This is a genomic window from Candidatus Photobacterium acropomis (genome assembly GCF_030685555.1).
GTDB classification, from domain to species: domain Bacteria; phylum Pseudomonadota; class Gammaproteobacteria; order Enterobacterales; family Vibrionaceae; genus Photobacterium; species Photobacterium lucens.
In genome coordinates this window covers 424,141-450,392 of record NZ_CP131608.1, presented here as the reverse complement: position 1 = coordinate 450,392, position 26,252 = coordinate 424,141, and the positions used below count along the sequence as shown (strand labels likewise).

Annotated in this window: 23 protein-coding genes, 2 tRNA genes and 1 pseudogene; 8 read left to right on the top strand and 18 right to left on the bottom strand. The window is 40.5% G+C overall.

The window, feature by feature from the left end; translation table 11 throughout:
• Window positions 1-60 precede the first annotated feature (60 nt).
• Together Q7657_RS01980 and Q7657_RS01975 are read right to left on the bottom strand one after the other, a co-directional pair.
• Window positions 61-1,104, bottom strand: a complete 1,044-nt coding sequence (locus Q7657_RS01980; protein WP_107166117.1) for a formimidoylglutamase — start codon at window positions 1,102-1,104, stop codon at window positions 61-63.
• A 34-nt stretch (window positions 1,105-1,138) separates the two neighbouring features.
• Window positions 1,139-1,867 carry an IclR family transcriptional regulator gene (locus Q7657_RS01975; protein WP_053987594.1) on the bottom strand — a complete coding sequence of 243 codons (729 nt, stop codon included), beginning with the start codon at window positions 1,865-1,867 and terminating at the stop codon, window positions 1,139-1,141.
• Window positions 1,868-2,285: 418 nt separating this feature from the next.
• Here Q7657_RS01975 and Q7657_RS01970 point away from each other — a divergent pair, with 418 nt between their 5' ends.
• The gene (locus Q7657_RS01970) at window positions 2,286-3,008 is read left to right on the top strand and encodes a YebC/PmpR family DNA-binding transcriptional regulator (protein ID WP_053987593.1); all 723 of its coding nucleotides are present in this window, start codon (window positions 2,286-2,288) and stop codon (window positions 3,006-3,008) included.
• A 74-nt stretch (window positions 3,009-3,082) separates the two neighbouring features.
• Here the strand turns inward: Q7657_RS01970 and Q7657_RS01965 are convergent, their stop codons facing one another.
• The 6 genes and pseudogenes from Q7657_RS01965 to Q7657_RS01940 form a co-directional block, all read right to left on the bottom strand.
• Window positions 3,083-4,234 carry an ABC transporter permease gene (locus Q7657_RS01965; RefSeq protein ID WP_107166118.1) on the bottom strand — a complete coding sequence of 384 codons (1,152 nt, stop codon included), beginning with the start codon at window positions 4,232-4,234 and terminating at the stop codon, window positions 3,083-3,085.
• On the bottom strand, window positions 4,235-5,404 hold the full coding sequence (locus Q7657_RS01960; RefSeq protein WP_107166119.1) for an ABC transporter permease: 1,170 nt from the start codon (window positions 5,402-5,404) through the stop codon (window positions 4,235-4,237). It lies immediately after the preceding gene.
• A 1-nt stretch (window position 5,405) separates the two neighbouring features.
• Window positions 5,406-6,384, bottom strand: a pseudogene (locus Q7657_RS01955) (HlyD family secretion protein).
• A gap of 2 nt (window positions 6,385-6,386) precedes the next feature.
• Complete coding sequence (locus tag Q7657_RS01950; RefSeq protein WP_053987589.1) at window positions 6,387-7,814, bottom strand: TolC family protein; 1,428 nt, start codon at window positions 7,812-7,814, stop codon at window positions 6,387-6,389.
• A gap of 270 nt (window positions 7,815-8,084) precedes the next feature.
• Window positions 8,085-8,546, bottom strand: coding sequence for a TetR/AcrR family transcriptional regulator (locus Q7657_RS01945; RefSeq protein WP_053987588.1), 462 nt, complete (start codon window positions 8,544-8,546; stop codon window positions 8,085-8,087).
• Between the two features lie 209 nt (window positions 8,547-8,755).
• Window positions 8,756-9,592 (bottom strand): L,D-transpeptidase family protein, encoded by an 837-nt coding sequence (locus tag Q7657_RS01940; RefSeq protein WP_258178255.1) that lies wholly within the window; start codon window positions 9,590-9,592, stop codon window positions 8,756-8,758.
• 117 nt (window positions 9,593-9,709) lie between these two features.
• On the opposite strand from Q7657_RS01940, the gene Q7657_RS01935 reads away from it, so the two are divergent.
• From Q7657_RS01935 to Q7657_RS01925, 3 genes are all read left to right on the top strand, one after another.
• The gene (locus Q7657_RS01935; protein WP_107166121.1) at window positions 9,710-10,957 is read left to right on the top strand and encodes a leucine-rich repeat-containing protein kinase family protein; all 1,248 of its coding nucleotides are present in this window, start codon (window positions 9,710-9,712) and stop codon (window positions 10,955-10,957) included.
• Between the two features lie 351 nt (window positions 10,958-11,308).
• A complete protein-coding gene (locus tag Q7657_RS01930; protein WP_107166122.1) occupies window positions 11,309-12,961 on the top strand; it encodes an AMP-binding protein in 1,653 nt (550 codons plus the stop codon).
• Between the two features lie 356 nt (window positions 12,962-13,317).
• Complete coding sequence (locus Q7657_RS01925; RefSeq protein WP_080562918.1) at window positions 13,318-13,422, top strand: 30S ribosomal protein THX; 105 nt, start codon at window positions 13,318-13,320, stop codon at window positions 13,420-13,422.
• 47 nt (window positions 13,423-13,469) lie between these two features.
• On the opposite strand, the gene Q7657_RS01920 is transcribed toward Q7657_RS01925, so the two are convergent.
• Window positions 13,470-14,144, bottom strand: a complete 675-nt coding sequence (locus Q7657_RS01920; protein ID WP_498827303.1) for a pyridoxamine 5'-phosphate oxidase family protein — start codon at window positions 14,142-14,144, stop codon at window positions 13,470-13,472.
• Between the two features lie 90 nt (window positions 14,145-14,234).
• Here Q7657_RS01920 and pdxR point away from each other — a divergent pair, with 90 nt between their 5' ends.
• Both pdxR and Q7657_RS01910 read left to right on the top strand, forming a co-directional pair.
• A complete protein-coding gene (gene pdxR, locus Q7657_RS01915) occupies window positions 14,235-15,695 on the top strand; it encodes a MocR-like pyridoxine biosynthesis transcription factor PdxR (protein WP_107166124.1) in 1,461 nt (486 codons plus the stop codon).
• Window positions 15,692-16,015: a cupin domain-containing protein gene (locus tag Q7657_RS01910; RefSeq protein ID WP_498827225.1), complete on the top strand. Its 324-nt coding sequence runs from the start codon at window positions 15,692-15,694 to the stop codon at window positions 16,013-16,015. Before pdxR ends, Q7657_RS01910 begins: the two co-directional genes overlap by 4 nt.
• 3 nt (window positions 16,016-16,018) lie before the next feature.
• Here Q7657_RS01910 and Q7657_RS01905 read toward each other — a convergent pair whose 3' ends face one another.
• From Q7657_RS01905 to Q7657_RS01865, 9 genes are all read right to left on the bottom strand, one after another.
• Window positions 16,019-16,588 carry a type II secretion system protein gene (locus tag Q7657_RS01905; protein ID WP_107166126.1) on the bottom strand — a complete coding sequence of 190 codons (570 nt, stop codon included), beginning with the start codon at window positions 16,586-16,588 and terminating at the stop codon, window positions 16,019-16,021.
• Between the two features lie 195 nt (window positions 16,589-16,783).
• Window positions 16,784-16,860: transfer RNA gene (locus Q7657_RS01900), tRNA-Asp, on the bottom strand.
• A 40-nt stretch (window positions 16,861-16,900) separates the two neighbouring features.
• A tRNA-Ser gene (locus tag Q7657_RS01895) sits at window positions 16,901-16,991 on the bottom strand.
• Between the two features lie 137 nt (window positions 16,992-17,128).
• Window positions 17,129-17,785, bottom strand: coding sequence for a hypothetical protein (locus Q7657_RS01890; protein ID WP_107166127.1), 657 nt, complete (start codon window positions 17,783-17,785; stop codon window positions 17,129-17,131).
• 18 nt (window positions 17,786-17,803) lie between these two features.
• Complete coding sequence (locus tag Q7657_RS01885; protein WP_107166128.1) at window positions 17,804-18,982, bottom strand: toxic anion resistance protein; 1,179 nt, start codon at window positions 18,980-18,982, stop codon at window positions 17,804-17,806.
• Between the two features lie 10 nt (window positions 18,983-18,992).
• A complete protein-coding gene (locus tag Q7657_RS01880) occupies window positions 18,993-19,793 on the bottom strand; it encodes a hypothetical protein (protein WP_107166129.1) in 801 nt (266 codons plus the stop codon).
• 11 nt (window positions 19,794-19,804) lie between these two features.
• A complete protein-coding gene (locus tag Q7657_RS01875; protein ID WP_107166130.1) occupies window positions 19,805-21,331 on the bottom strand; it encodes a phosphate ABC transporter substrate-binding/OmpA family protein in 1,527 nt (508 codons plus the stop codon).
• 17 nt (window positions 21,332-21,348) lie between these two features.
• Window positions 21,349-22,122: a vWA domain-containing protein gene (locus tag Q7657_RS01870; RefSeq protein ID WP_008988713.1), complete on the bottom strand. Its 774-nt coding sequence runs from the start codon at window positions 22,120-22,122 to the stop codon at window positions 21,349-21,351.
• Window positions 22,123-22,131: 9 nt separating this feature from the next.
• Window positions 22,132-23,838 carry an ABC transporter substrate-binding protein gene (locus tag Q7657_RS01865; RefSeq protein WP_258178256.1) on the bottom strand — a complete coding sequence of 569 codons (1,707 nt, stop codon included), beginning with the start codon at window positions 23,836-23,838 and terminating at the stop codon, window positions 22,132-22,134.
• Window positions 23,839-24,270: 432 nt separating this feature from the next.
• Between Q7657_RS01865 and Q7657_RS01860 the strand changes: the two genes are divergently transcribed.
• Window positions 24,271-24,831 (top strand): outer membrane protein, encoded by a 561-nt coding sequence (locus Q7657_RS01860; RefSeq protein ID WP_107166132.1) that lies wholly within the window; start codon window positions 24,271-24,273, stop codon window positions 24,829-24,831.
• A gap of 462 nt (window positions 24,832-25,293) precedes the next feature.
• Window positions 25,294-26,244, top strand: coding sequence for a transaldolase (gene tal, locus Q7657_RS01855; RefSeq protein WP_053987577.1), 951 nt, complete (start codon window positions 25,294-25,296; stop codon window positions 26,242-26,244).
• The last annotated feature ends 8 nt before the right edge of the window (window positions 26,245-26,252 follow it).

The window sequence follows — 26,252 nt, the reverse complement described above, 5'->3', positions numbered from 1 at the left end:
CATTACTCATTATTTAAAGTAGGTATCATAGATAAAAGTGGATATTTTTTGAAGTATTCCCTAACATTGAAATAAATTTCTTGATATCTGTTGAACCAGCTTAGCCGCTAATTTCGCGGTTTGATTGGCATAATCGTATTCAGGGTTTAACTCAGCTATATCAACTAACTTTACTTTGCCACTTGCCATTATGTGTTTAATTGCCCACTCTACCATAGGTAAGCCCACACCTTGCATTTGGGTCATATTAACGCCTGGCGCAATAGAAGCTGAAAATACATCAAGCCCAATACTTAAATGGATTACATCCACGCTATTGATGTATTTATCGAGTTTGGCTTGCACCGCTTTTTTATTGCGTGATGTCATTTGGCTATCAAGTAACCATTCACAGCCAAGATCTTCTGCTAATTTAAACATCGCTTGGGAATTTGCGTGATCGCATATCCCTAAACCTAAATAGTGAAATGCTCGTTGTTGCACTTTGCTATAGCACAGTGCGGTGTGAAAAGCTGAGCCAGAGCGTACCGCTAAGGTTGGTCGCAACTCAAAGTGGGCATCAAAATTAATGATACCGACACGAGGTTGGCATGGTTGAACCGAAGTATATTCAATCGACTCAGAACTGTATTTGACACAACTCACATTCGTTTCCGACACTAACCATTCGGTATGTGTCTGAGCCATTTCAGCAGCATGATCAGACAACGCTTGATAACTCGCGATTGAGATTTCATGTCCACCACCTAGAACAATAGGAAAATGCCCTGCTTTTAAAATTTCGCCTAACGTTTGCGCCTGCTGCTGGCTTAATGATGAAAAGTTCATGTCATCATTAAGCGCTTCAATATCACCCGCATCATAAAATGGCAGTTTTGAATGAGAATGTGTATACGGCAAAATACGGCGAATACTTGAAGGACCATCTTTCGCACCTTGTCGACCTCGATTCCAGCCAATACTGAGATCAGAAATCACACCAAGTAATACCACACCATGCTCTCGTTGTTGGGTGTAGGGAGAAATTAACGTATGTGTTCGATGTTGACCAAGAGATTTCGTCTCATTCGGTTTAAAGAGTTTTTTTAACTGATCTACAAACATACGTTTCTCTTCCTTTGATCAAAAACGTGATGAATTAATGTTGAGGCGGTAACGCACGAGCCGCCTGCAATACACACATAACAATTTTATTTTTACGGCTGTTGATACGCTCTGCTGGTGCCATCACACTCACAGCACCTGCCACTTTATTACCCATGAAAACAGGCGCACTTACACCGGACACCCCTTGGTCAATTTCAGAAGTACTGATCGCAAATCCATCTTGTTTGATCAGATCAAGTTCTGTTAGCCATGCATCAACTTGCTCTTTCTCTGTGATCTCATAATGATTCAAAATTCTCATCTGACGAGATAAAGGTAAATAAGCCAAAATCACTTTTGCAGAAGCACCACGGATCAACGGCTGACTTTGCCCTTTCTCATAACTACAACGAAGTGCGTATGGGCTATCTATACTATCGACACACAAGGCATTAAAACCTACAGGCACCATGTATGCCGACATTTCACCCGTTTGTTGCTGTAGTCGTTTTAAAATAGGACGAACGCCATCTGGTAATGGTGAATGCATATGGAAATTGCGTTGTAACTGCAGTGCAGCAGGGCCAGCACTATAAGTATTGTGACCATGATTTTCTTCAATTAAGTTCCAGTCACGTAACAGCGCCAAATAGCGATAAAGGCTGCTGATTGGCATGTTCATTTCAGCACTTAACTGCTGTGCTTGCTGTGGTACTGGAGAAGCTGCGATATGAATCAAGACTTGTAGCAACTTTTCATTAGCACTAAGAGAATTTGTCACGATGGTGGCTTCTTATTTTTGTATGATGATTTGTTTTAACCAATAAAAGAGTAACTCGCAAACACAATTCTTACCATATGAGAAAAGCAAAAATTAAAATGCACAATATTCTTATATTGTGAGACTGAAACATCTCTGCATTACTGTTTATCAGGTTTTCTCCTCTGTACTGTCTTATGTCGTAGTAATTTCACCATCTCATTTATTGATACGTTCTGAATTTGTTAACAAAACGCTCTGCTACGTCACAGTCTTAAAAAAGATGTAAATAATTGGATAATTACTCCTTCACCCTAATGATAAAAAATATGGTTTTACTAAGCTAAATAGCAGATCCCGCTAGCAATAACAGGGGGGTTGCTGGTAGAATCCTTGCAAAATTGACCGTCTCAAACAGTAATAAAGAGAGTGATTCCTCATGGGAAGAAAGTTCGAAGTTCGCAAATTAGCGATGGCGAAAACTCAAGGCGCAAAGATCAAGGTGTACTCTAAGTACGGTAAAGAAATCTACGTTTGTGCTAAGAATGGTGGTATCGATCCAGATGGCAACCTTTCTCTTCGTCGTCTAATCGAAAAAGCGAAAAAAGACCAAGTTCCATCGCACGTTATCGACAAAGCTATTGATAAAGCTAAAGGCGGCGGCGGTGAAGATTACTCTACTGCTCGCTACGAAGGTTTTGGTCCTGGTGGCTGTTCTGTAATTGTTGACTGTCTAACAGACAACAACAACCGTACTTTCATGGATGTTCGCCAAGCGTTTGTTAAAAACAACGCTAAGATCGGCAGCCCAGGTACCGTTGGTCACATGTTCGAGCACCAAGCGGTATTCGAATTCAAAGGTACTGACGAAGAAGTTGTACTAGAAAACCTAATGATGGAAGACGTAGATGTTACTGACATCACTTGTGAAGATGGCATGATCACTATCTACGCTCCTCACACTGAATTCTTCAAGGTTAAGAACGCACTAACAGCAACAATGCCTGAGCTAGAGATCGATGTAGAAGAAATCTCTTTCGTTCCTCAGACAATGACAGAGCTTGCTGGCGACGATATCGCTGCATTCGAGAAATTCCTTGATGCACTGAACGATTGTGATGACGTACAAAACGTTTACCACAACGCTGAAATGGCTGACTAATTTCTAGTTTGCTATTGATATAAAAAAGGTCACTTGATAGTGACCTTTTTTGTTTCTGTTGAATGATTATTGGCTTAGTGACTGACTTTTCGTGCTCGTGACATTAACCAAAACGCTAAAGCACCAAAACCTAATGCTTGTAGCCATAATTGCTGCCACCAGCCAATCATCTGAGCAAATGTCGCTCCCATCTGATTCAAGCCAAGGAAACCATTGATTGCAGGCGTTGACGGCGCTAATTGCGATAATTCACGTAGTAAGGTTGGTAGCTCTGACGTTGGCCAAATAAAACCCGCGGTAAATACTAGCGGTAACGAACTAAGTAGTACAACTAATGTCACCAACTCACAACGTGGGATCAATTGCCCTAACACCATCCCTAGCATAATCACTGCTAGCAAGAATGCTATTGTCATCGATACTAAGTCAGGAATAGATGCTAAGCGATTTACACCATAATAAGTAAAGGTAAAACCAAAGTAGTAACAAGCTAATACCAGATAAATCATCACGAAGATAAAAGCACGTACCATCATGATCATCCATACTGGATATTCAGCCCAATAGCCAGTTTTACCCGCAGCACGAGCCTCGTTTTCAGATGCCCCCACCATGCCGACACCAATTAACAGTGTTTGATGCAAAATCAGTACAAATACCGCAGGTACGACGTAATTGATATAACCCATGGTCACGTTAAACACAGGACGCATATTGAGTTTCATCGCACTGTATTGCTCAGTGGCTTGAACGAAGTTATCCCCTTTCAAGACCAAACGGTTAATTTTGGCGTGAACACCTAAATCTGTTCCTGCCGAGCTTAAACCCTCAACAATCGTACCGTACACCAAGAACAATGCCGCATTACCTGCATATGCCAGTGTTGGGCTCGTACCCAGCATCACATCTTTGTAGAAGTCATGAGGGATCACTAAAATCCCTTCGACTTGACGATCTAATAACGCCTGTTTAGCCGCATCAATACTGCCTAAGTGCTGGGTAATATGAACCTGTGGTGTGGCATCAGCCATACGGATCAATTCTCGGCTCATCTGCGTTTGATCAAGATCAACAACGGCCACTTTCTGATCACGAGGAAGCTCATTGGTATAAGGCAATGGATATAAAAACGAGTAAAAAATCACACCGCCAAATACTGTAAAAACTAAAGAAACATTAGTAAAAATGGCTTTTAGCTCATGCTTAAATAAATTTAACCATCCCATCTAGGCTTCCCCTTTTACAGTATTGCCACTTAGTGCTTTACGACGATGGACTAACATCAACATCACAGCTAATACCATCGCAACCATAAACCACGACAGAATAAACAATTGATGAGAGGCCTGATACCAACCTGTGCCGTAATCCACTTGCTGTAATTGCACTTCAATGTAATGACTAACTGGTAATAAGCTACGCCACATTTTGGCAATCACAGGCATATCAGTTGCCGGAAAGGTAATGCCCATAAAAGCAAAAGCTGGTGCGGTAAATGCGGCAACAAAACTCATTGCACGAGGCACTTCCATTGCTAAAAAGTAAATGAATGCCCCCATACTTTGACATGCCAACACCATTAGTAATTGTGCGACAATCAAAATATGCCAATCACCATGCATCGGCCAATCGAGTGCGACATACATCCACCACAAGAACAACAAACCTTGGATCAGAAATAGTCCTGTATAGGCAACTAACTTACCCATTAATTTAGAAACAGGTGATGTTTGTAGCCATTGCCACAGACCTTGTGTTCTTGCTTCATGCGCAATGGCTAACACCGTGGTTGCAACAATCAAGATCTGCCAAATCGACGGAATAATGGCTGAGACTAAGAACTGACCATAATGGCTATTACTGTTAAATAACGGCGTAATTTGTCCACGTATAGGTACCGCTTGTCCCATTGCTTGCAAAGGAACTGGAGCACCTGTTGCCATATTTTTAACAGTTTCAACGCCCGCATTAAATGTACCTTCTGCAAGTAACATTGCGGAGTTGATCAATTTACCGATCAAAATAAATTGCCCGTTATAAAACGTGGTGATCTGCGGCGAATAACCTAACTTTGTGTCTTTTTCAAAGTTATCGGGGATCACCACCATGGCATAGATCTCGTTCGCTCGCATCGCTTCACTGCCTTGATCTGGGCTAGTAAATTGACGTGTCACCGCCATCGTCGGGCTTGCATCTACATAGCGAGTGAAATGGCGTGACAACTGGCTATGATCAAGATCGACAACCCCGACAGGCAAGTTATGAGCGATACCCGCTGAAAAAATAGCCCACATCGTGAGAAATAACACTGCAGGTAACCACAGTGTTAATGCTCGTAGCCAGCCATCTTTCCATATGTTTCGCCATTCTTGCTTCACATATTGAAAGCCATTCATATTACTGCTCTACAATTACGCTCATGCCGACACGTAGACCATCAATAGGCTGTGTTGGACGTGCTTCGACTTCGAAAGTACGCATATCAAAGCCTTTCGCTGTATCAGTCGCACGCCAAGTCGCAAAGTCCCCCATCACAGCAACATGCGTCACTTTGAAGGTATAAGCTTTATCACCTAATGCAGGAATCGTTGCTTTAAACTCTTTTCCTTCCTGATAATCTCTTAACTTATCTTCACGAACGTTAAACACTGCCCACGCATCGTGAATATCAATGATGTTCACAACAGGGAAACCTTGTGGTGCTAACTCGCCATCGTGCAGTAACACTTGAGAAACCTCACCTTGAGTGCCAACTAGAAATCTTAGTATCTGCCGCATAAGCTTCAACTTCTGCTACTGCGCCAGCCGCCATTTTCACTTTCTCTTGTGCCGCACGTTTTGTCTCTACTCGCGCACCTTCTTTTGCCATCTCATACATTTGGTAAGCGGCACTTTCAGTGTATTGCGCAGCTTGCCATTGGGTATAAGCTTCATCACGTTTTTGCTCTGCAATCACGCCATCTTTATAAAGGTTGTTCACACGAATATAGGTTTTATGCATCAACTTTGCTGCAGCTGTTGCTTTTCGCCATTGATCTTCTGCCGCAGCCACTTGCTGACGACGAGCGCCTTTTTCCACTTCTTCAGCCAATGCACCAGCAGCCGATTCACCGGCTTTTGCTTGCTCTAACTTGGCATCAATTTCCGGGCTTAAAATGGTGAAAATAAGTTGGCCTGGTTTTACTTCATCACCTTTGCGTACAAGCACTTGATCAATACGACCTGCCACTTTCGATGAAATATTGTATTGCTGTGCTTCAATCTGACCTTGCATACGTTCAGGTTGAGGCTGGTAAGCGTGCCAGAAGGTATAACCCAACCAACCCACAACAGCGATCACAGGAACCGCCACTGCCATAGATTTCAACTTACTCATTTTTAAACCTCGATACCTTGATATTGCTGATAGTTGTTGAAGGTGTTCATCTCACCGCTTATTGCCAATAAGCGAGTTAGACACATAACGTATTGATAAGCCGCAGCTAAGCGCTGAGTTTTGACAGCAGAGAGATAAAGCTCAGCATCCACCACATCCAGAGAGGTAGATAATCCTTGGCTAAAGGCTTTTTCACGTAGACGAATATTTTCTTTCGCTAATGCTAGGCTTGATTTCAAACCATTGTATTCTTCCAACGCTTGGTTTGCTTCTCGATAAGTTTTTTCTACCAATACGCTGAGATCTTGCTCTGCTTGAGCGCGTAAGTGATTCACTTGCGTCACCATCGAATGGGCAGCTTTCACTTTGCCTGAACGACCAGAGCTATCAATAAGCGGTACACTGACACCAATACCGACAGCCCAATCAGGTGCCATCTTGGAAGCTAAACTGTCATTCTCATACAGGTTGTAATCACCGTATAAGTACACTTCTGGGTAGTATTTCCCTTTCTCTACATCGATTAAGCCATCTGCTTGCTTACGTTTCGCATCTAAAATGTGAAGACCGGGATAACTTGCAAGCGTCTTATTGAGAAAAGATGACATTGGCGGCAGGGAGCTATTAATAAATAGCTTAGTGGTTGGTACTGCAGTGCTCGATTGTTGCAACAGTTTCGTTAACGCGACTTGAGCGATTTCTAGATCGCGTACTGATTTTTGGGTATCGACTTTCGCTTTATCGTAAGCCGATTCTGCTTGCAAGCGCTCAACTTTGGCAATCTGACCTTGCTGTTGCAGCTTTATTGCATGTTCATAATGACGTTTTAGCCCTGCTTCAACCTCTTTACGGGTTTCGACGACTTTCTCTGCCAATACAACACCAAAGTAAAAGCGGGATAAATCTTCAAATTTCGCTTGCTGCATCATGGCTAACATGTATTTCGCCTCTTGGGTTTTCCCTTGAGCGATATCTTGTGCTGCGCTAATGCGACCACCAGTAAAGATAGGCCAAATCGCACGAACTGAGCTGGTTAACACATCACGATCTGCAATCGTTGATGTTAACGCTGAATTAAGATCTAACCCTGTTACTTTCGTAAGCTCAGCTATGATTTTGGTTAACTCTTGTCCCGCAGGCGTTGATGATGCAGGCATACTGCCAAACAAATCTGATGGCGATAGTTTGACATCTTGATCAAGGCGCGTGTAGTTTGCTCCTACCGTCACGGTAGGTAGATATAAATCACTCGCCGCATCTTGCATATGCTCAGCTTGCGCAACACTAGCGCGCTCAGCGGCTAAACCATCATTCTTTGTGACGACTGTATGCCAAGCATCGCTGAATGCAATTGGCGATGCGTAAATACTTGGCGCAATAGCAAGCAATGCGATAGCCAATGGCTTAACCATAAATGGTTTTATTCTCATAGAGGTAACCCTTTGATACCCGTCTCTCATGTACACGTGGTTCATTTTAGAGTAATAACTCTAAAATGAAATAGTTTTTTATTAGTTACCATTTCACCTTATAAATATAAGGCGGTACAAATATTATTGTTAAATATAATAATACCTTAAAAACAGTTACATACCATTACAGTATTTTACGATTTATCAATTGATATAAAAAAACCCACTATAAATAGTGGGTTTCATGTCATTTGAGCTATTCGCAAAAACAAGATCTCAATAACAAAATTATCGAGCTAAGCGAATTAATGAACGACCTAATAGTTTTTCCAGTTCATCAATGCTTTGTTGACCATAACGTGCTTCACATAGAGTAAATAAACGCTCAATACCACTATGTGCAAATTCATGTGAAGTTTCAGCAGAAGAGATATGGTGGAACAATAAACGTAAAATCGCACGGAATTTTTCGTCATCCAGTGCAACTGACCAGCTTGCCGAAAATGCCGCAAGATCTCCTGTTAAATCGAGTTTATCAACAAACAATTGATAAATACGTCCATCAAGCGCATGTGCAAAGTCTTGCTTCTTAGGAAAATGATGGCTAATGCCAGTACGAGAGATCCCTGTTTGATTACTTAACGTGGTGTACGACATTTTGTCATAACCTAAGGTAAGGATTTGATCAATCACGGCATCCATAATAGTTTGGATGGTTATCTCTGTGTCTTCTTTACTACGCTTTGGCATAATGAGTTGACTCTATTCTAATCATTCAATGCAACAGTACGATTTCAATAATTGCCGTCATTGAAATCAGTGGCTCGCATTAGTATTACAAAATGTTATTCCCTTAACTAGCGTAAACTGGGATTTTTAACTACATGGCGCGGTATATGGTTAAAAAGCACCACATACCATGTAAATATTTACTTCTTACACCACGCCTTTTGCTAATACTAGCGACCAAATTTACGCGCTTCCTGCTCTATATTGCGATATAAGATTTGGGTCCAAAATGGCTGATTTAATGCCGCAATCAGTTTTCCCTTCTTTGGGTCACGAGGGCTGATCACCACTTCAATATTATTAAGCCCAGTTCTTTCTGCTAATAAAAATAGCTCTTCAATACTGTAGTCACCCATGGCTAAACACCCTGTAGAAGCTTCTTTACCATGAATAAAGATATTACTACCTGGTTTTGTTCGCCCTTCTAATCGTGCATATTTACGATCAAATGCATTTGGGTAATCCAGTTTCATCGATAAATGAAAGCGACTATTAGGATTTAATAACGACACGCGATAAATACCTTCAGGTACCTGCTTATCCCCTTCTCGAAGTTTAGGTCCTTTTTTACCACTAATTTTCTCGATATCGTAACGCTTTACATAAGACCATTTGCCGTTTTCTTCAGCCCATAGCTCTAACGACATTTCTTCTTTCATCGCAAAAAGAGCGATATTTTGAGGAGGATAAGTAAGGCCTGCACTCTCAAAGTAACGTTTAATACGAGGCTCAACAAAAGGAGAATAACGTTTCATTACATCATCTACTGTTCGACTTCCCGTTGGCGGATAAGTCGCATACGAAGATGCAGCTTGAACATCAGTTACAGCAGTAAACATAACCAGTAATGGTAATAACGCTTTTTTAAACACAGAACCCTCAGTATTAGCTAGCTCACTAACAAACGAAAAAAGAAGATGAGAAACATCAAAAACAGGCGCTAGTTTACTGAGGTTTGACAGGGGTGCAACTGCTTCAATGGACATTTTTACAACAAAATATTGCATACTATTTTCAGCAAAAGATAAGTCTTTAATATCCCTATCGCAATTTCAAAAATTGGCATTTACGCCATAAACGTTACAATAACCCAATTCGCATCTCAATCATTAGGCATTCCAATTTTGCACACATTAGAACAAGTACGCTCAGGTGAGCTAGCAGGCATTACCCGATTAAAGATCTCGCAACAATTGACCGCTTTCCCATCAGAAATATTAACGCTCGCTGATAGCTTAGAGATCCTTGATCTAACCGATAATCAACTTAGCCAATTACCCGACGATTTTGCCAAACTAACCAAGTTACGCATCGTATTTATGTCTAATAACTGCTTTACTGAATTGCCCAAAGTATTAGGTGCCTGCCCGAACTTAGAAATGATAGGGTTTAAATCCAATCAAATCACAACAGTGGATGAGACTGCGCTCCCGGAAAAGTTACGTTGGCTAATTTTAACTGATAATAAAATCACTCAATTACCTAATAGCTTAGGCCTGCGTCCTCGCTTGCAAAAATTGGCTTTAGCGGGTAATCAGCTTACCGAACTACCCGCCAACATGGCGCAATTACACAACCTTGAGTTGATCCGCTTATCAGCTAACCGACTGCAAGCTTTCCCAACCCAATTGCTGGATTTACCTAAGTTGGCCTGGTTAGCGTTTTCAGGTAATGATTTTAACCGTCATCAACAGGTCGATAATGATTTGCCTCAAGTATCGCCTACCGATTACCAGTTGCAACATGTATTAGGACAAGGGGCTTCAGGCGTTATTTCCTTAGCGACATGGCGTAATAATGCTCACCAGTTAGCTGATGATATTGCAGTGAAAGTATTTAAAGGTGAAGTGACTTCTGATGGTTACCCACAAGATGAATTAAATGCCTGTTTAAAAACAGGGCGTCATCCAAACCTTGTTCAGTCTTTGGCGCACGTAACAGATCCTAAACACCTCGCTTTAGTGATGGCGCTGATCCCTGCGCATTTTAAAAACCTAGGACTACCGCCAACTTTTGCAACCTGTACCCGAGATACTTTCCCTGACGGTTTCGAACTTACGATTGAACAAATCGATAGCATGGTAGCGCAAATGACTGATGTGATTACCCATATGCAAAACCAAGGCGTTTCTCACGGTGACATTTATGCCCATAACGTTTTATTTGATAATGAAGCAAACATTCTCGTGGGTGATTTCGGGGCTGCCTCTATTTACGATGATCAACCCAAAGAAATACAACAAAAAATGAAGATCATTGAGTCTCGTGCACTTGGCTATTTCATTGAAGATTTACTTAGTGTTTGTCGAGTACAAGATCGCACGTCGTCAACATTCCAAAAATTACATAATCAAGCGCAAAATTTAATCTAGAAGTCATATCGGCAAGCAACAATCAGCAACCAATGGTTGTTGCTTTATCCTAAATCCCCCCACACAAATATGATCTTTATAACAAATATAATACAAAGTTTTTATTTTAACTCTGACCGTTTTCTTAAAGTTTTCATACAAGCGTTTAAAATAATTGATTGATTTTAAGTCAGTTAATTTCTTTTCATACATGCGATTCGTTGTGAAAGCCAATTTATCTTACTGATTTTCCTTATGCCACACCTTGACTACCTCATAAAAGAAGCATTAAATTTAACAATATAATAACAAATGATATCTTCTTCCGGAGACATCCTTGTACTTGTAGCAATCCATTTAAGGGAAATTAATATGGCTCAACTGCTACCCAATGACATGATCCTAAAGTGGGCGGAAGAACGTCCAAACGACATTTACCTCCGTCAAATCATTAACCGTCAATTTGTCGATTACACTTATTCAGAAGTGGCAGACAAAGCATTGCGCTTGGTCAGTGCCTTTCGAGCCCTTGGTATTCAACCCGGTGAGCGTATTGCGCTAATTTCAAAAAACTGTGCTGAATGGTTCATTAGCGATCTCGCAATGATGCTTGGTAACTACATCAGTGTACCTATTTTCCCAACAGCAGGCGCTGATACCATTGAGCATTGTGTTACCCATAGTGACAGCAAGTTGATCATTGTTGGTAAACTCGATAGCCCAGATGCTATTAATAGCGTAACCAATAAACTGCCACACATCCCTACAATTTCATTGAGTTACCCAGGAACACCTCAAGGGCAATACACCTTTTCACAACTGATCAGCGAACATCAACCAAGTGAAGAGCGTCCAACTCACAATGATGATGAGTTAATGTCGATTGTTTACACATCAGGCACGTCAGGATTACCGAAAGGTGCGATGTTAACCTACGGCTCATTTGCTTGGGCATCACATCAAATTACTCAACACATTGGTTTGGGCGAAACAGAGCGTCTATTCTCTTACTTACCTCTCGCCCATATTACTGAACGAGTGTATATCTTTGGCTCTTCCATTATGTCAGGACTTCAGGTCGCATTTCCTGAATCACTTGATACCTTTATTGATGATGTGAAAATGCACCGCCCAACAGTTTTCGTTTCTGTACCAAGGCTTTGGACATTGTTCCAACAACGAATTCAAGAGAAACTGCCACCAGCAAAACTCAATTTATTACTCAAAATCCCACTCATTTCGGGATTGATAAAACGTAAACTTGCTGATGGTTTAGGGCTAAATGAAGCCCGAGTACTAGGCTGTGGCTCAGCCCCTGTTTCAGCGGCATTATTGCGTTGGTACGAAAATATTGGACTGAACATTACCGAAGCATGGGGCATGACCGAATCCTTTGCTTACAGCACATTAAACTATCCATATCGAAGCGATAAAGTCGGCACGGTGGGTAATGCCGCGCCAGGAATAGAACTGAAAATAGCCGCAGATGATGAAATACTGGTTCGCAGTAAAGGGCTATTCTCTGGTTACTACAACAACGAGGAAGCGACTAAAGAATGCTTCGACCAAGACGGTTGGCTACATACTGGTGACATTGGCTTTTTAGATGAAGAAGGCTATCTTACTATTCAAGGGCGTAAAAAAGATACGTTCAAAACTGCCAAAGGAAAGTTTGTCTCCCCTGTTCCTATTGAAAAGCGTCTATTTGAATTGAGTAATGTTGAGATGATGTGTTTAGTTGGATCGGGCATGCCCGCCCCAATTTTGCTGGCACTGCCTCACGACTTCCCGAACTTTGATCGTAAACGTTATGAAAAACGAGTACACCGCGTGATTAATACCATAAACAATGAGCTTGAATCTCACGCTAAAATTAAAGGTGTACTGATGATCAAAGAACCATGGTCGATTGAAAATGGCATCTTGACTCCAACACTTAAAATCAAACGCCATGTACTTGAGAAAAAATACGAAGATATTGGACATGATTGGCCAAGTGATCAATTAGTCCAATGGGAAGAATAATGAACCATATTCTTAAGTAAAAAATAATAAAGCCTGATAACGCCTTCCAGCATTTGTTATCAGGCTTTCATTTATTCTTATATTTCTTACGACTTAAGAATCTAGCGAATATATATAGAAGATAGTTCATTCTTATATATTTCAAAATAATGGTCACATTTTGGAAAATATATTTCTATCTACTTAATTTACGAAACAACCTGTCGTTATATCTAAGTTATCCATCATAAATTGTACGTTTTTATTTACACCACTTGTTTTATACCACCAGCCTGAGGACCTTGAAGCATAGCGAGAGATATTTATCATACAAATATCTTCTTTGTTCTAATACTTTCATTATTAAGGATTTAAAAATGGCTAAAGGCGATATGAAAACATGTAAAGGTAAGCGTCGTGCACATTCACATGGCAATGCTCGTTTAACCACTGAAGGTAAACGTAAGCACCACCACGAATAATTTCGTACCGTAATCGATCTTGCTAATACTCCTAGTACTAAGTCCTGTTATATTTCAGGACTTAGTATTTTATACCAGCGTTCTCCATAGACAGATGAATAATCTGGTTGAGGAATACTCCTATCATGCTCAACATCGTCTATTAATGGGCCAACAACCGTTCTATAAGGCAATACTCCTGCCCATACTGGAATATCTTTATCTTTTGCTTCATCACCAACGCCGTTATTGCTTATCTTCACCGATGCTTCAGTCAATGGCATCGCTAATAATTCTGTGGCAGTTAATTCCTTCTCATCACCTTGGCGAACCAATTCACTTCTTCCTGGCGCAATTTGCTCAATAAAATGATTCAATAATTGATTCTTTTGAGCATTACTTTCAATGGTCTCGAACTGACCAAATACCATTGCCGAACGGTAATGTGCACTATGGTGAAAAGCTGAACGCGCCAATACCCAGCCATCAAATAAGGTAAAAGTTAAACAACACGATTGGCCTTGTTTTAACGCTCGCATCAAGCGACTATTTTTAGCGCCATGCACGTAAATATTGTTATCTACTCGCCATACCAGCATAGGAATAACAAAAGGCTGATCATCTTGGTTAATAGCAATATGAGCGATCAGGCTCTCATCAATAATTTGATATAGCTTTGCTGTTTCAAATACTGCTTTCTTTTGGCTCTTCTTTATTTCGGTTCTTTTGGTGTTTGATAGCATCATGATGTCCTTCTCTGCTCACAACTTAAATGGCGTCGGATAGACATAACATCAAATTTTGGTACTGTGGATAAGAGCCAGTTTTGAATAATGGATGGATCCAGTTTGAAAATAGATATTGGGGATTTGGCGCTGTCTGCACAGCAAAGCTCTCGCCAAACAGCACTGTTTATTGCTATTAGGGATAAAATCACCCAAGGCTACTGGGAAACCAATAGCAAACTGCCATCAACCCGACAGTTATCACAAGCATTGTCAGTTAGCCGCAATACTGTCATTGCCGCTTATGAGCAATTAGTCGCTGAAGGCTATATTCAAAGTAAAGCCAGCAGTGGATACTATATTTCAGCGCGCCTACCTGAACATTACCTCACAACAGCACATAACCAGCATGCCTTAGCACCAACATCACTACAGCCGCAGGTAAATAATACCAATAATGCTTTTGCGCCCGGAGTTCCTGATCTCGCTCATTTTCCTTCAAAGAAATGGCAACGCTTATATCAACAACAATTTGATAGAAAATCATTTCTTGGCTGCAATGATTTACAAGGCGATATCAATTTTAGACAGGTATTAAGCCACTATTTAAAAACATCCCGTTCAGTGAACGTAAGCGCAGAGAGGATCATCGTTACATCAGGGGCTCAACAAGCCTTGATGATGACAATAATGGCGACAACACAACCTAACGACACGGTATTAGTGGAAAATCCGGGTTATACCCAAATGCGCAAAGTACTTTCTCTTTGTAATGTAAATATTGCGCCTCTACCTGTTACCCCTTTTACTGGCATAGAGATGGATCAATTGGCTCAAACCAAGGCAAAAGCTATCTATATAACCCCAAGTAACCAATATCCATTAGGCACAACACTTAATATCTCGCAGCGAATACAATTACTTGAATGGGCAAGCCTCCATAACGTCACGATCATTGAAGATGATTATGATAGCGAATTTCAATACGCTCACCGACCTTACCCCTCACTACAAGGGTTGGCTTATCAAACAGGAATAAAGGTCAACATCATCTATATTGGTACCTTTAGTAAAATCATGTGTAACAGTATTAGGCTTGGTTATATGGTGGTGCCAAAAAACCTCGTCTCTCGCTATATTGAAATAAAAGATGCCTCGAGTGGTGAAACCCAGATCCAACTTCAATTAGCCATGACTGAGTTTATTCAAGCTGGAGATTTACTGCGCCATATTCGAAAGATGCGACGACTTTATCAAGCCAAATACCAGCATATGCTGCAAAGTATAGAAAAATACAGCTCCAAATATTGGCAAGTGATCAGTCAAGCGGCGGGGTTACATGTCACAGTGAAATGGCAAGTTCCTGTGTGTGAAAAGCAGTTTGCGAAATGCGCATTAAAACAAGGAATTATCATTCGTCCACTTAACTATTACGAACAACCAGATACAAAACGGAATTGGCATGGGGTCGTACTCGGTTTTGGTAACACTCACCTCAATGATATACCCACACTCATTTCTAAACTTTATGCTATTTTCATCTCGCTACTTAATGAGCAAATTCAATGAATATTTTCAGTCAACTCCCCAATGAAATACAAGATGAAGAGTTTATCGACTTACTGGATACAAGCTCTGTCCGTATTGAACGCATAGTATCAAAGGGGCACATAACCCCTGCAGACAAATGGTACGATCAGAGTGAAGATGAGTGGGTAATTGTGTTAGAGGGTAAAGCAGAGATCACCTTTGATAATGATGAAATAGTAACATTAGAGAAAGGCGATCATCTCCATATTCCAGCTCATAAAAAGCATCGTGTTAGCTGGACAGATCCTAAGCAATTAACCATTTGGCTAGCGGTATTCTTTGACGTTATAGAAAACTAATAATTAACAATCAGAGAGGTGTAATTCAAAGTGACTCATTTGATGATTAAATGTTGTGGCTGGAATATATTCTAACGAGCACTGTTTGATTTCTCCTTTATCTGACCAAAATCGATCTGTTTTAGGAAAAATATAAAAGCCACCATCACCCGTTACAACCAAGTTGAAATCTGCTTTACCTTCATTACTTTTCGCATCATAAGATAGATCAATATCGGCAAGCGCTTGAATATCTTTTAATGGTTTATCTTTGCTATCACCAGCATATAGCGGAAGAAGAATTAACGGAAAGTTATCTATATCATTAATACGAATTTCTTGACCGTTTATTTTCAAAAAACGTACTGACGTACCGCCAAGTTGCTTGGTAATTATCTTACTATTAGGCATATCAACTTTTGCAGAAAACATTGAAAAAGCCGACGTTAATGCACCTTTAGCTCCTTTTAAAGAAGCTATCCTTGCATCTTTTTGAATATTTAGGAATTTAGGAGCTGCAACCACAGCAAGAATACCTAATATAACAATAACAACGATCAGTTCGATTAATGTAAAACCAGAATCACGCTTCATTTGAGCTCTCTAAATTTTCGAGGTATTTATATAAAACACAAAATAATTTCTGTTTTTCATACAGTATTATTTCAAAAGTGATCTTATTAATGACAGCAGTCAGTTCGACAGAGTTTGTAGATGTAATATATCAATAAATGATTTAGATAGGCATATAATGAAAAAGCCCGATGCTTTCGCATCGGGCTAAATCAGTGGCGGAGCGGACGGGACTCGAACCCGCGACCCCCGGCGTGACAGGCCGGTATTCTAACCAACTGAACTACCGCTCCAATTCTTTATGAAACCCGATTTCATCGAATCTCTAGAATATGGCGGAGAGATAGGGATTTGAACCCTAGATACGCTATTAACGTATGCCGGTTTTCAAGACCGGTGCTTTCAACCACTCAGCCATCTCTCCGTAAGTGCTGCGAATAATACAGAGTACCGAACTTTCTGTAAACCCTATTTTTTAATAAAAATTACCGTTCGTTTAAAAAACAACCTTTACTCACTGTTTTTCATTATACTTTGTACATCACTCGTCTTAACTATTCATCATCCTGCTAATTTATCAGCGTTTAATTGTGATGCTAACAATTCACGTCCTTGCGGTGTAATACGCAAACACTCCTCAAACTGCGGATAGCGCTGACTTTCAATTTGATAATATGCTGCTAGCAACTCAGGCTCTAAACCGACTCGCTCTCTCGCCTCTTTCAATGTCAGATCCATTAGCTCGGTATAGTTAACTTTATCTAACGGTTGGCAATCTGAGACATAGCCTAAATGTGCCGCTTTCTTAAAAACGACAATATCATCATCAGAAAATTTATAAGGCCCCGGGTACAGGTACTTCGCTGCAAAGGTATACATTTTCTTTTCAGCGGTCGTCATCCTATTAGAAGATCCCATAGTAAAACCAATCACGAACGCTTCGTCTTTTGGCAACATACCTCGACCTAATAAAAGATGAATCACGTCATGATCTTCAAGACTTACCGCACCGTTGAATAAATTAATTCCCGGTATATCAAATTTTGGATTTTCAATTAGCCTAACAATTAAAGGAATATCAGCACTACCAGCAGCAACAGGCGCTTGAGTTGCTAAACATTCACGTACTGTGGCATTTTCTTCTTCTAAAGGGACATACCACTTTTTCCAATGTGCTCCTTTTACTGGCAGTAAGCTCTTTTGTTGGTGATTTTCCATCGCTTCATCCTTTTAGCTTTATAATTCAATTAACTGAGACAGATTACTTTGGATTTCTTTACCTTTTTCAGCATCTTTAATGCGATTTTCCATCTGCTCAGTTAATTGATCCATTTCCAAAATAGATTGCGCCATTTGCGGCAGCGCTTTCACACGGTATTGGCTAATATCATTTAATGCGGCATTTATATTAGAAAACGCTTGTTTAAGCTTAGTAATATCTAACTGACTTTCAGAGGCTTGCTTTTGAATCGTCACCCCTTGATCTCGAAGTTGCTCACTGGTTTGTAAAATCAGATCATTGGTGGTTTCATTGACTGCCTGCGTTGCTTTTAAGAGCTTCTTCTGATGTTGCAAAGCTATAGACATCACCGATGCTGTTTCAAGCGCAGACACCGTAACGTTAATAGCACGATCAACACCACGAATGAGTTCACGGTTATTTTGCATGATCACCTCGGTAGTGATCACCGCTTGTTGGTTCACCGCTAAGGTTTGCTGTAAGTCCATGACACGCTGACGTAACGGAAATAGTACTTGTTCTTGTAAAAACTTAACTTGGCTTTCAGCTAAGGTTTGCGTCTCAAGAGTTTCACTTACTTTGGTATCAAGTAGTTGACCAAAACGAACATAATCTTCTAATAAAAATGTCAGTTCACGATAACGAATCTGATCATCTTCTAACGTGATATTGTCGCGCTGTAATTGCGCTTGCCCGCCGCGTAGTGATTGCACAATGTCTTTGATCACCCCTTCTGCGGTTTGGTACCGAGCAAACCATTTCGCAATAGGCGTACCGACAAAAGGAAGAAAACTCAATAAACGACGAATGGTTCCCATCGTAAAATCGGTACGATTAGGGTTAACTGCATTCACTTTTTGTTGTAGATCCAACAAACTTTTAGCGGTACCACCGCCATCTTGCGCATCATCGACTAAAGTATGTAACGGGGTTTTCAATAATTGGCTGCATTGCGCTAACTGACGACAACTATCTTCGCCCAACGATGATATTAAATTTGCCATATCACGTTGTTCAGTAAGATCTCGCTCACCGATCGCTAATAGCGCAGTTAAGGTATCTTCAACTTTACGGTTTATTTTGTCGCTTGATTCTGAACTAGAAACTGGAATATCTAAGGTCTTTTTTACAGTATCAGGTGTCGCTAATATTAATGTCGTGTCTTGTTGTGCCATTTTTCTATCCTTAACGAGTACTGTATTTTTGTGCACGTTGAGCAAGTAGACGTAACTCTTCCATCGCAGTTTCAAGCTCCATGCCCTGCTGCGAAGAAATTAATGATAGTTGCGTCGTTACACGATCAAGCTCAGTCATCGCTTGCTCGTTTTCCGTCAACACGGTGGAAATATGTTGCTGAGATTGTTGGTAGATTTCGACGCGCTTTTGCAGCGCATCCATTTGTTGTTCAATAAGAGCAGATGATTCTGCTAACGTTACTCGCTCGGCTTTTAAGCTCTGTATCTGTTGATTAATGTGCCCATAATCAATACCAGATAACGCTTTAGCACTGACCACTACGGATCGAAGATTATCGAGAGCACCAACAAAGACCGCTTCAGCCATCGTTAAATAACGTGAATACGCCAACTCATCTTTATTTAATTTGCTATCAAGCACATCCTGAAAGGCGGCAAACTTTCGGCTTAACTGCTCAAGCTGTTTTAACGCATCGGCTTGCTTAATCTCATTTAATGCTTGTTGTAAATCAGCCAATGCTTGTTCACGTTTTACTAATAAAGAGTGGTGATAATGATCCACAATCTCTAACGCATGACGTTGATACTTAACTTGGTATCCCCAAAATATTTTCGCAAGACATGCGGTGCCAGCAGCAAGGCTTACTCCCCAACTTAAAACACTGCCATCAAACAACACGCTATACACAGTGCCGACAACAGTAATCACACCGCTATACAGTACACTCGGTGCTTGAATGCTTTTAGAAATAACCTGTTTTCTTATCGCTTGAGGTGAAAGAAGATCCAAAATAACTCCTTTTAATAGGTCTCACTTAAAAGTGCGATTTCCACTCGCATTAACCTATTGGCATAACGACGCTGACTTTCTCCGCTTAATCGCTCAAGTGGCTCCTTACTACCTTTGCCTACCGCATGAATACGACTCGCTTCAAAACCCAACTCATTGACTAAATAATGTTTCACAGCCTTAGCTCGTTCAGCAGATAGCTTTTCGTTTAACGTTTTATCACCACGTAAACCTGTATGACCTTCAACTAAAATTCTAAATTTAGGGTAATGGGTTAAGCTTTCAGCCGTTTGTTTAAGTTGTTGTTTTCCGTTTGCAGTCAGTTGATCACTACCACTTGAGAAAATGACAGGCCGTGTTTTTAAGGTGCCAATTTCAGACATGTGAGACCACTGAAGATCCGTTAATGCCTTAAACGATAACGATGTTGATAATTGCGGGTTTTCTTGTAGACCTAAGTTATTCAGTGTCTTTGCTGCTGTTTGTATTGGTAGTGAGTTAATCAATCGATAAGGATCGTTATTAGGTAACCATTGCTCCGCTTTGCCAGAAGTATCGTTAATCACACCAATCGTGCTTTCAATCGTGTCTATCAACAATTGCTGCTGACTAAACCATACCTGTGTATTACCTTTTAGCCCAACCCATTCCACACCATTAAGTAATTGCTTCACTTGTTGCTGTGGTAAATCCGTAACACTCTCTAGCTCGTTAACCAATTCAGATGGATGATCACGATAATATTTCATCACTTTAAAATAGGTTGCTAAAAGCGAATCTAACTGTTCGGGTTTATTTTTAATGAAGGTTTTATTAGCAAGTAATACATCTACAATTAAATTTTTGGTGTCTTCTGTGCTGATAACTGTCGTGAAATTGCCTTTAGCAAGTGCGGTTGATACATCCGGCTCCCACAACACCGCAACATCTAATTTTCCATTTAGTAGTTGCTCTAACGCGTTACTTGAGCCTGATGTGGGGATACGATCAATATGACTTGCTTTAAAAACATCTAAGTCAAAATGCGAAGAAATAGCACGAAGCAAAAACTCACTAGGTGAGTCTTGGGTATAACCTAACGATAAATCTTTCGCTTTTTTTAAGTCATTTATTGATTTAACTGCATCACTGTTAGCAACAATGGCATCGCCACCTTTTGATTCATCGATCACAGCTACAATGCTGGCAGGATAACGAAAATCATGCCCAGCTGTGATATAAGCATCGACAGTAGCAACCGCTAAATCAAGCTCACCTGTTTCTAACCCTTTCATGCGCTTTGAATAGTCCGCACCATCATCAATACATGACAAACGGTAGCCTTCACGACGCATTAAGCGACGCATCTCTTTAGAACAAAGTGGATAATAGCCAACCCAGTTATCAACCCCTATCGTAATATCCCCTTTTGTTCCTCGGGCATCAGAGGTATCGGCATATAAATGTTCATCAATATGCGGTTGCATCACTTTGTAGCCAATCAATGCCAATACACCAGCTACTAAGATAAAGAGAGCAATTTTGCTGTGCTTTTGCATCCTTTCCTCTTTATGACTTAATTAAAGCTAGAGACATCAAATTGCGCAGATTCAGCAAGCACACTCTGCAAACCTGCTAATAACTTCTCAGGATTATTGGCAGATTGGTAATAAGTGATCCCTTCCGCGTTCAGTGCATGTCGATTACCGATACAAAAGCCAATGGTATGAATGGTCACAGGTGAGTTTTGATAAATACGGCTAATTGCCACTTCCGGCTCTTCACCTACACTCGCATCACCGTCAGTAACGATGACGACATTATATTCACCATAACCTAATTGCTTTTCTGCTTGCTTTTCTAATGCCGTGTACCCCGACGTTAATGAGCTTTTTAGCGGTGTCGTACCGCCCGCTTTCACGTCATAAATAGCTTGTTTTAATGTCGCACGATTATTGATACCTAATGGCACTCGTAGCGATGAGTCGGCATTATCAAAGACATATAAACCAACATTCGCATCTTGTGGAATATCATTAATAAAGGTTTGCATCGCTTCTTTAGCAGCAACAATTTTTCTCTGGCCATTACCACAATTGGTATTGTCCATCGAACCACTACCATCAAAGATCAATAAATAGTTCGCCGCTAACCAGTTATCACTCGATGAAGTTTGAGTATTATTCAGCGTCGGCCAATTATTTTTTAATGCATCAAAACCATAGCCAGTTGAGACATCCGGCAAACTCGGTGCTGACACTAACTGTTGTGATGTCGGCTTATCTTTCATGCTCTTATTAATAAAGAACACCGCTAATCCGACGCATATAAATAAAGTAAATTTATTCATGACCAGCCCCTATAATGGTTGGAATACATCAGATTCAGCTTCAAGCTGAATAATTCGAAACACAACACGCATATTTGAACGCCATTCAGCTTCAGTTGCAGGCGCACAAGGATCGCCACCGCACATGCCTGTTTTAGGATTTCCAAAACCGTGTCCAACAAGAGCAAACTGACTTGAATCAAGCGCTACACCTTGATCTGTCGCAAATACCAGAACACTTTCTTTTACACTTTGTGCTCGTGACAGGCTGATATTGCGATTCGATTGCTTAATGCGGTTGAGCACCACTCCAGTTTCGCCTTTTTTCTTTGAACGTAGGTATTTAAGCGGATCACTATGTCCTTCCACAGTGATCACTGCGCCACCATAAGTTGAAGCAAGCTCAATCACTCGTAAGAACTCTGACTTATACAGTTGCGGATCAAATTTGTTTTGGTTCGGTTGAAAAGCAACTTCAAAAGAAAATAGCTCGCCATCTTCTAATGAATTTTGTTGCTGTTTTTTAGCAACGACGGAAGCAACACGTTCGCTGTTAAAGCGTGATTTGTTACTGAATGCCACATCAGCCCCTAATTGAGAAAAATCCCAATTGGCTAATAATGGCAGTTGCGTAGCTGATGTAAGTCCAAGCGTTTTTAGTGTGCTTTGTATTTCTTGGCTTACTTTAGTGATATTTCGTGGGTAGGCTTTATCGGTAAAAAGTTGTTTGTTTGCATTAATGCCTAAATGCTCAGCATCTGCGTAAAGACCTTTCACATCCTCATGAGCGTCTGGAGAATCTAATAATAAATCTGCTGAATATGTCAGTAACGGTGTTAACTGCGCACTAGTGTTAGTAGTATTACTAAATAGTGTCTTCACTTCCGCTGTTGCTGTATTTAACGCTTTTACAAAATTCATCACTTCAGTGCGATGACTTTTAAAATAATCAGCACGAACAGCATACACATCTGCAATAACTCTGTTCGCCGTCTTTGTTGACATCAATATTTTAGCGCCTTGCACCGAATCTTCAGCGCCTGTTCCTACTGTGCCGCCAGATGTTAACGCTAATGCATCAGGTAAAATAACAAATACCGCATCAACATCATCTTCATATAAAGCACTAAATGGACTGTTATCCGTACCTGTCAGATCAGGTAACCATTTAATAGTGACATCTGAAGGTGTAAGCCCTGCATCTTTTAATACCGCGCCCATATAATCAACATGCGGCCCATAAGCTTGCAAGGCGATGGTTTTCCCTTTTAGATCAGCAACCGTTCGAATACTTGGCTTCACCACTAACGCATCACCACCCGATGACCATGATAACTGATGAATAATAACAGGCTGTACGGCTGGTTTATTGGCAAGTAGATCCGACGCGGCATTAATCATACCTAAGGTGCCACGTAAATAAGGGGTTTGACCTGATAAGTAATGAGAAAGCTGATCTGAGAATGTGTCATTACGCTTTAACGTATATTTCAAACCATAACTAGCAAAAAGAGAATCAGCAGAGGTTATCGCTTGGCTGCCATTAGCATAAATCGTATTAATATCAGCCCCCCATGTAATTACAGGCAGCGCATGGGGTTGATTTTTTACCGCAGATACAGAAGTAGTGATCAACTGTTCTAGAGGAATAGGATCTATATATTTAGGTTTAGCAACAACAAGTGTTGATGTAGCAAACACCATTATCGCTGCAAAATAGCTAGCATATCTCTTCATCAATCCCATTTTTATCCCTCATAACAACTAATCAAATGCACAACTTCCTTTTGAGTAGCAGATACGATACCGAATAAAAAATAACCTTCAGGTATGTAGCACGAGAGTAATGTTAAATTGCGATTGATTTCATAGTAATTAAATGAACATCTTTATCATTTTCATAAATATTCAAGAAAAGATATAAATACCGCTATTAAAACCATAAAAATAGTCAGCTTATTCAAATTAAATGCAATTTTAGATAGAAATGTAAAAGCAAAGTCCGAACAATGTCAGCTTAACGTCATATCAGACTGATTAATAAAACACCTTACAAAACACTGACATTCACCACCTGAATACATCATATTCTCCTCATCGCAGTCAGTGATACCCAAGAGTTAGAGTTTTAGCTCTTCGGTAAAAACATAAATAATAAAGGAAAATATGATGAAAAAGATTCTATTACCATTAGCACTAGTTCTTGCAGCAGCATCTGGTTCAGCACTAGCAGATCAACCAGGCGCATACATCGGTGCTAGCTTAGGTAATGCAACAACGGATCTTAAAGCAGACAATTGGGATTATAACTACGACGAAAATGTTGTTGCATACGGCCTATACGGTGGTTACAACTTCACTGAAAACCTTGGTCTTGAAGCAACACTAGGGCAAACTGGTGAAAAAGATAATATTAAGAAAGGTTACGCGACTCTGACTCCTCGCGTAATGCTGCCACTTAACGATCAGTTCTCTCTATTTGCTAAAGCAGGTGTTGCTTACGTAGCGGCAGACGGTGACTGGAAAGGCATTGACCAAGTAGACGTAGATGTTGATGGTTGGGGCTGGACAGCTGGCGCAGGTGTTAACTTCGCAGTTGCTGAACACGTAGACCTACGCGCAGGTATCGACTACCTATCTACTGATCTAAAGAACGCTGATAACGATAAAGATCTAAATGTAGATTCAGAGACAACTATGTACTACGTGGGTGTTAACTACAAGTTCTAATCCCCTAGCATAGTCCTCTCTAAAAAAGCCATTAGCGAAAGCTGATGGCTTTTTATTGTATCCATCCCCCCTATCTTGACCACATATCATCCAACAATTTGCTTTCATTGTAATCAAATTCGGCACCACCACTGAACATATGCTCAATCAAAAGATCATATGTTCAACAATGGTAATTTTATTCACTCCATCCAATTGCTAATAATTACTTATAAACTACCAAGATCACACTTTTTATGAGATCTAAACGTGATTTATTCGCATTTTGAATTGACAAGAAAGCTTAAAAAGACAATTATCGATTTATCAAATGCTCTTAGACAAACCATCCGCTCATACAGAGTGTAAAAGGTTCTGTATAAAGACGTTAAGAATAAGTAATAATTCTTTTGAGCATGACAGCATTTCACGTTATAAATAGTGGCTGGCATGGCATAAGCCCTATAAATAAGGTCAATAGATATGAGCACAAAATTAGAACAGCTACGCGCATTAACAACTGTTGTTGCAGATACTGGTGATATTAAAGACATCACAAAATACCAACCAGAAGATGCGACAACGAACCCTTCATTGATCTTAAAAGCAGCACAAATCGCTGAATACGCACCTTTAATCGAAGCTTCAATTGCTTACGCAAAAGCACAAAGCAGTGACAAAGCACAACAAGTTCAAGACACTTGTGACATGCTTGCTGTAAACATCGGTAAAGAAATCCTAAACGTAGTACCTGGTCGTATTTCTACAGAAGTAGACGCACGTCTTTCTTACGACACTGAAGGTAGCGTGGCAAAAGCTCGTCAGCTAATCAAAATGTACAACGATGCAGGTATCAGCAACGATCGTATCCTGATCAAACTAGCTTCTACTTGGGAAGGTATCCGTGCTGCAGAGATCCTAGAGAAAGAAGGCATCAACTGTAACCTAACGCTTCTATTCTCATTTGCTCAAGCACGTGCATGTGCAGAAGCAGGTGTTTACCTAATTTCTCCATTCGTTGGTCGTATTATGGACTGGTACAAGGCGAAAGAAGGCCGTGATTTTGCACCACAAGAAGATCCAGGTGTGATTTCTGTAACGAATATCTATAACTACTACAAAGAACACGGTTACAATACCGTGGTTATGGGCGCAAGTTTCCGTAACACTGGTGAAATTCTTGAATTAGCAGGTTGTGACCGCTTAACCATCAGCCCACAACTACTTCAAGAGCTAGAAGAAGCACAAGGCGACGTTGTTCAAAAACTAAAAGAGGCAACTGAGCTTAAAGCGCGTCCAGCTGCGATGACACATGCTGAGTTCCTATGGGAGCATAACCAAGACGCAATGGCTGTTGAAAAACTAGCTGAAGGTATTCGTAATTTCGCTATTGATCAAGGCAAACTAGAAGCAATGATCGCTGAGCGTCTGTAATTACAGAA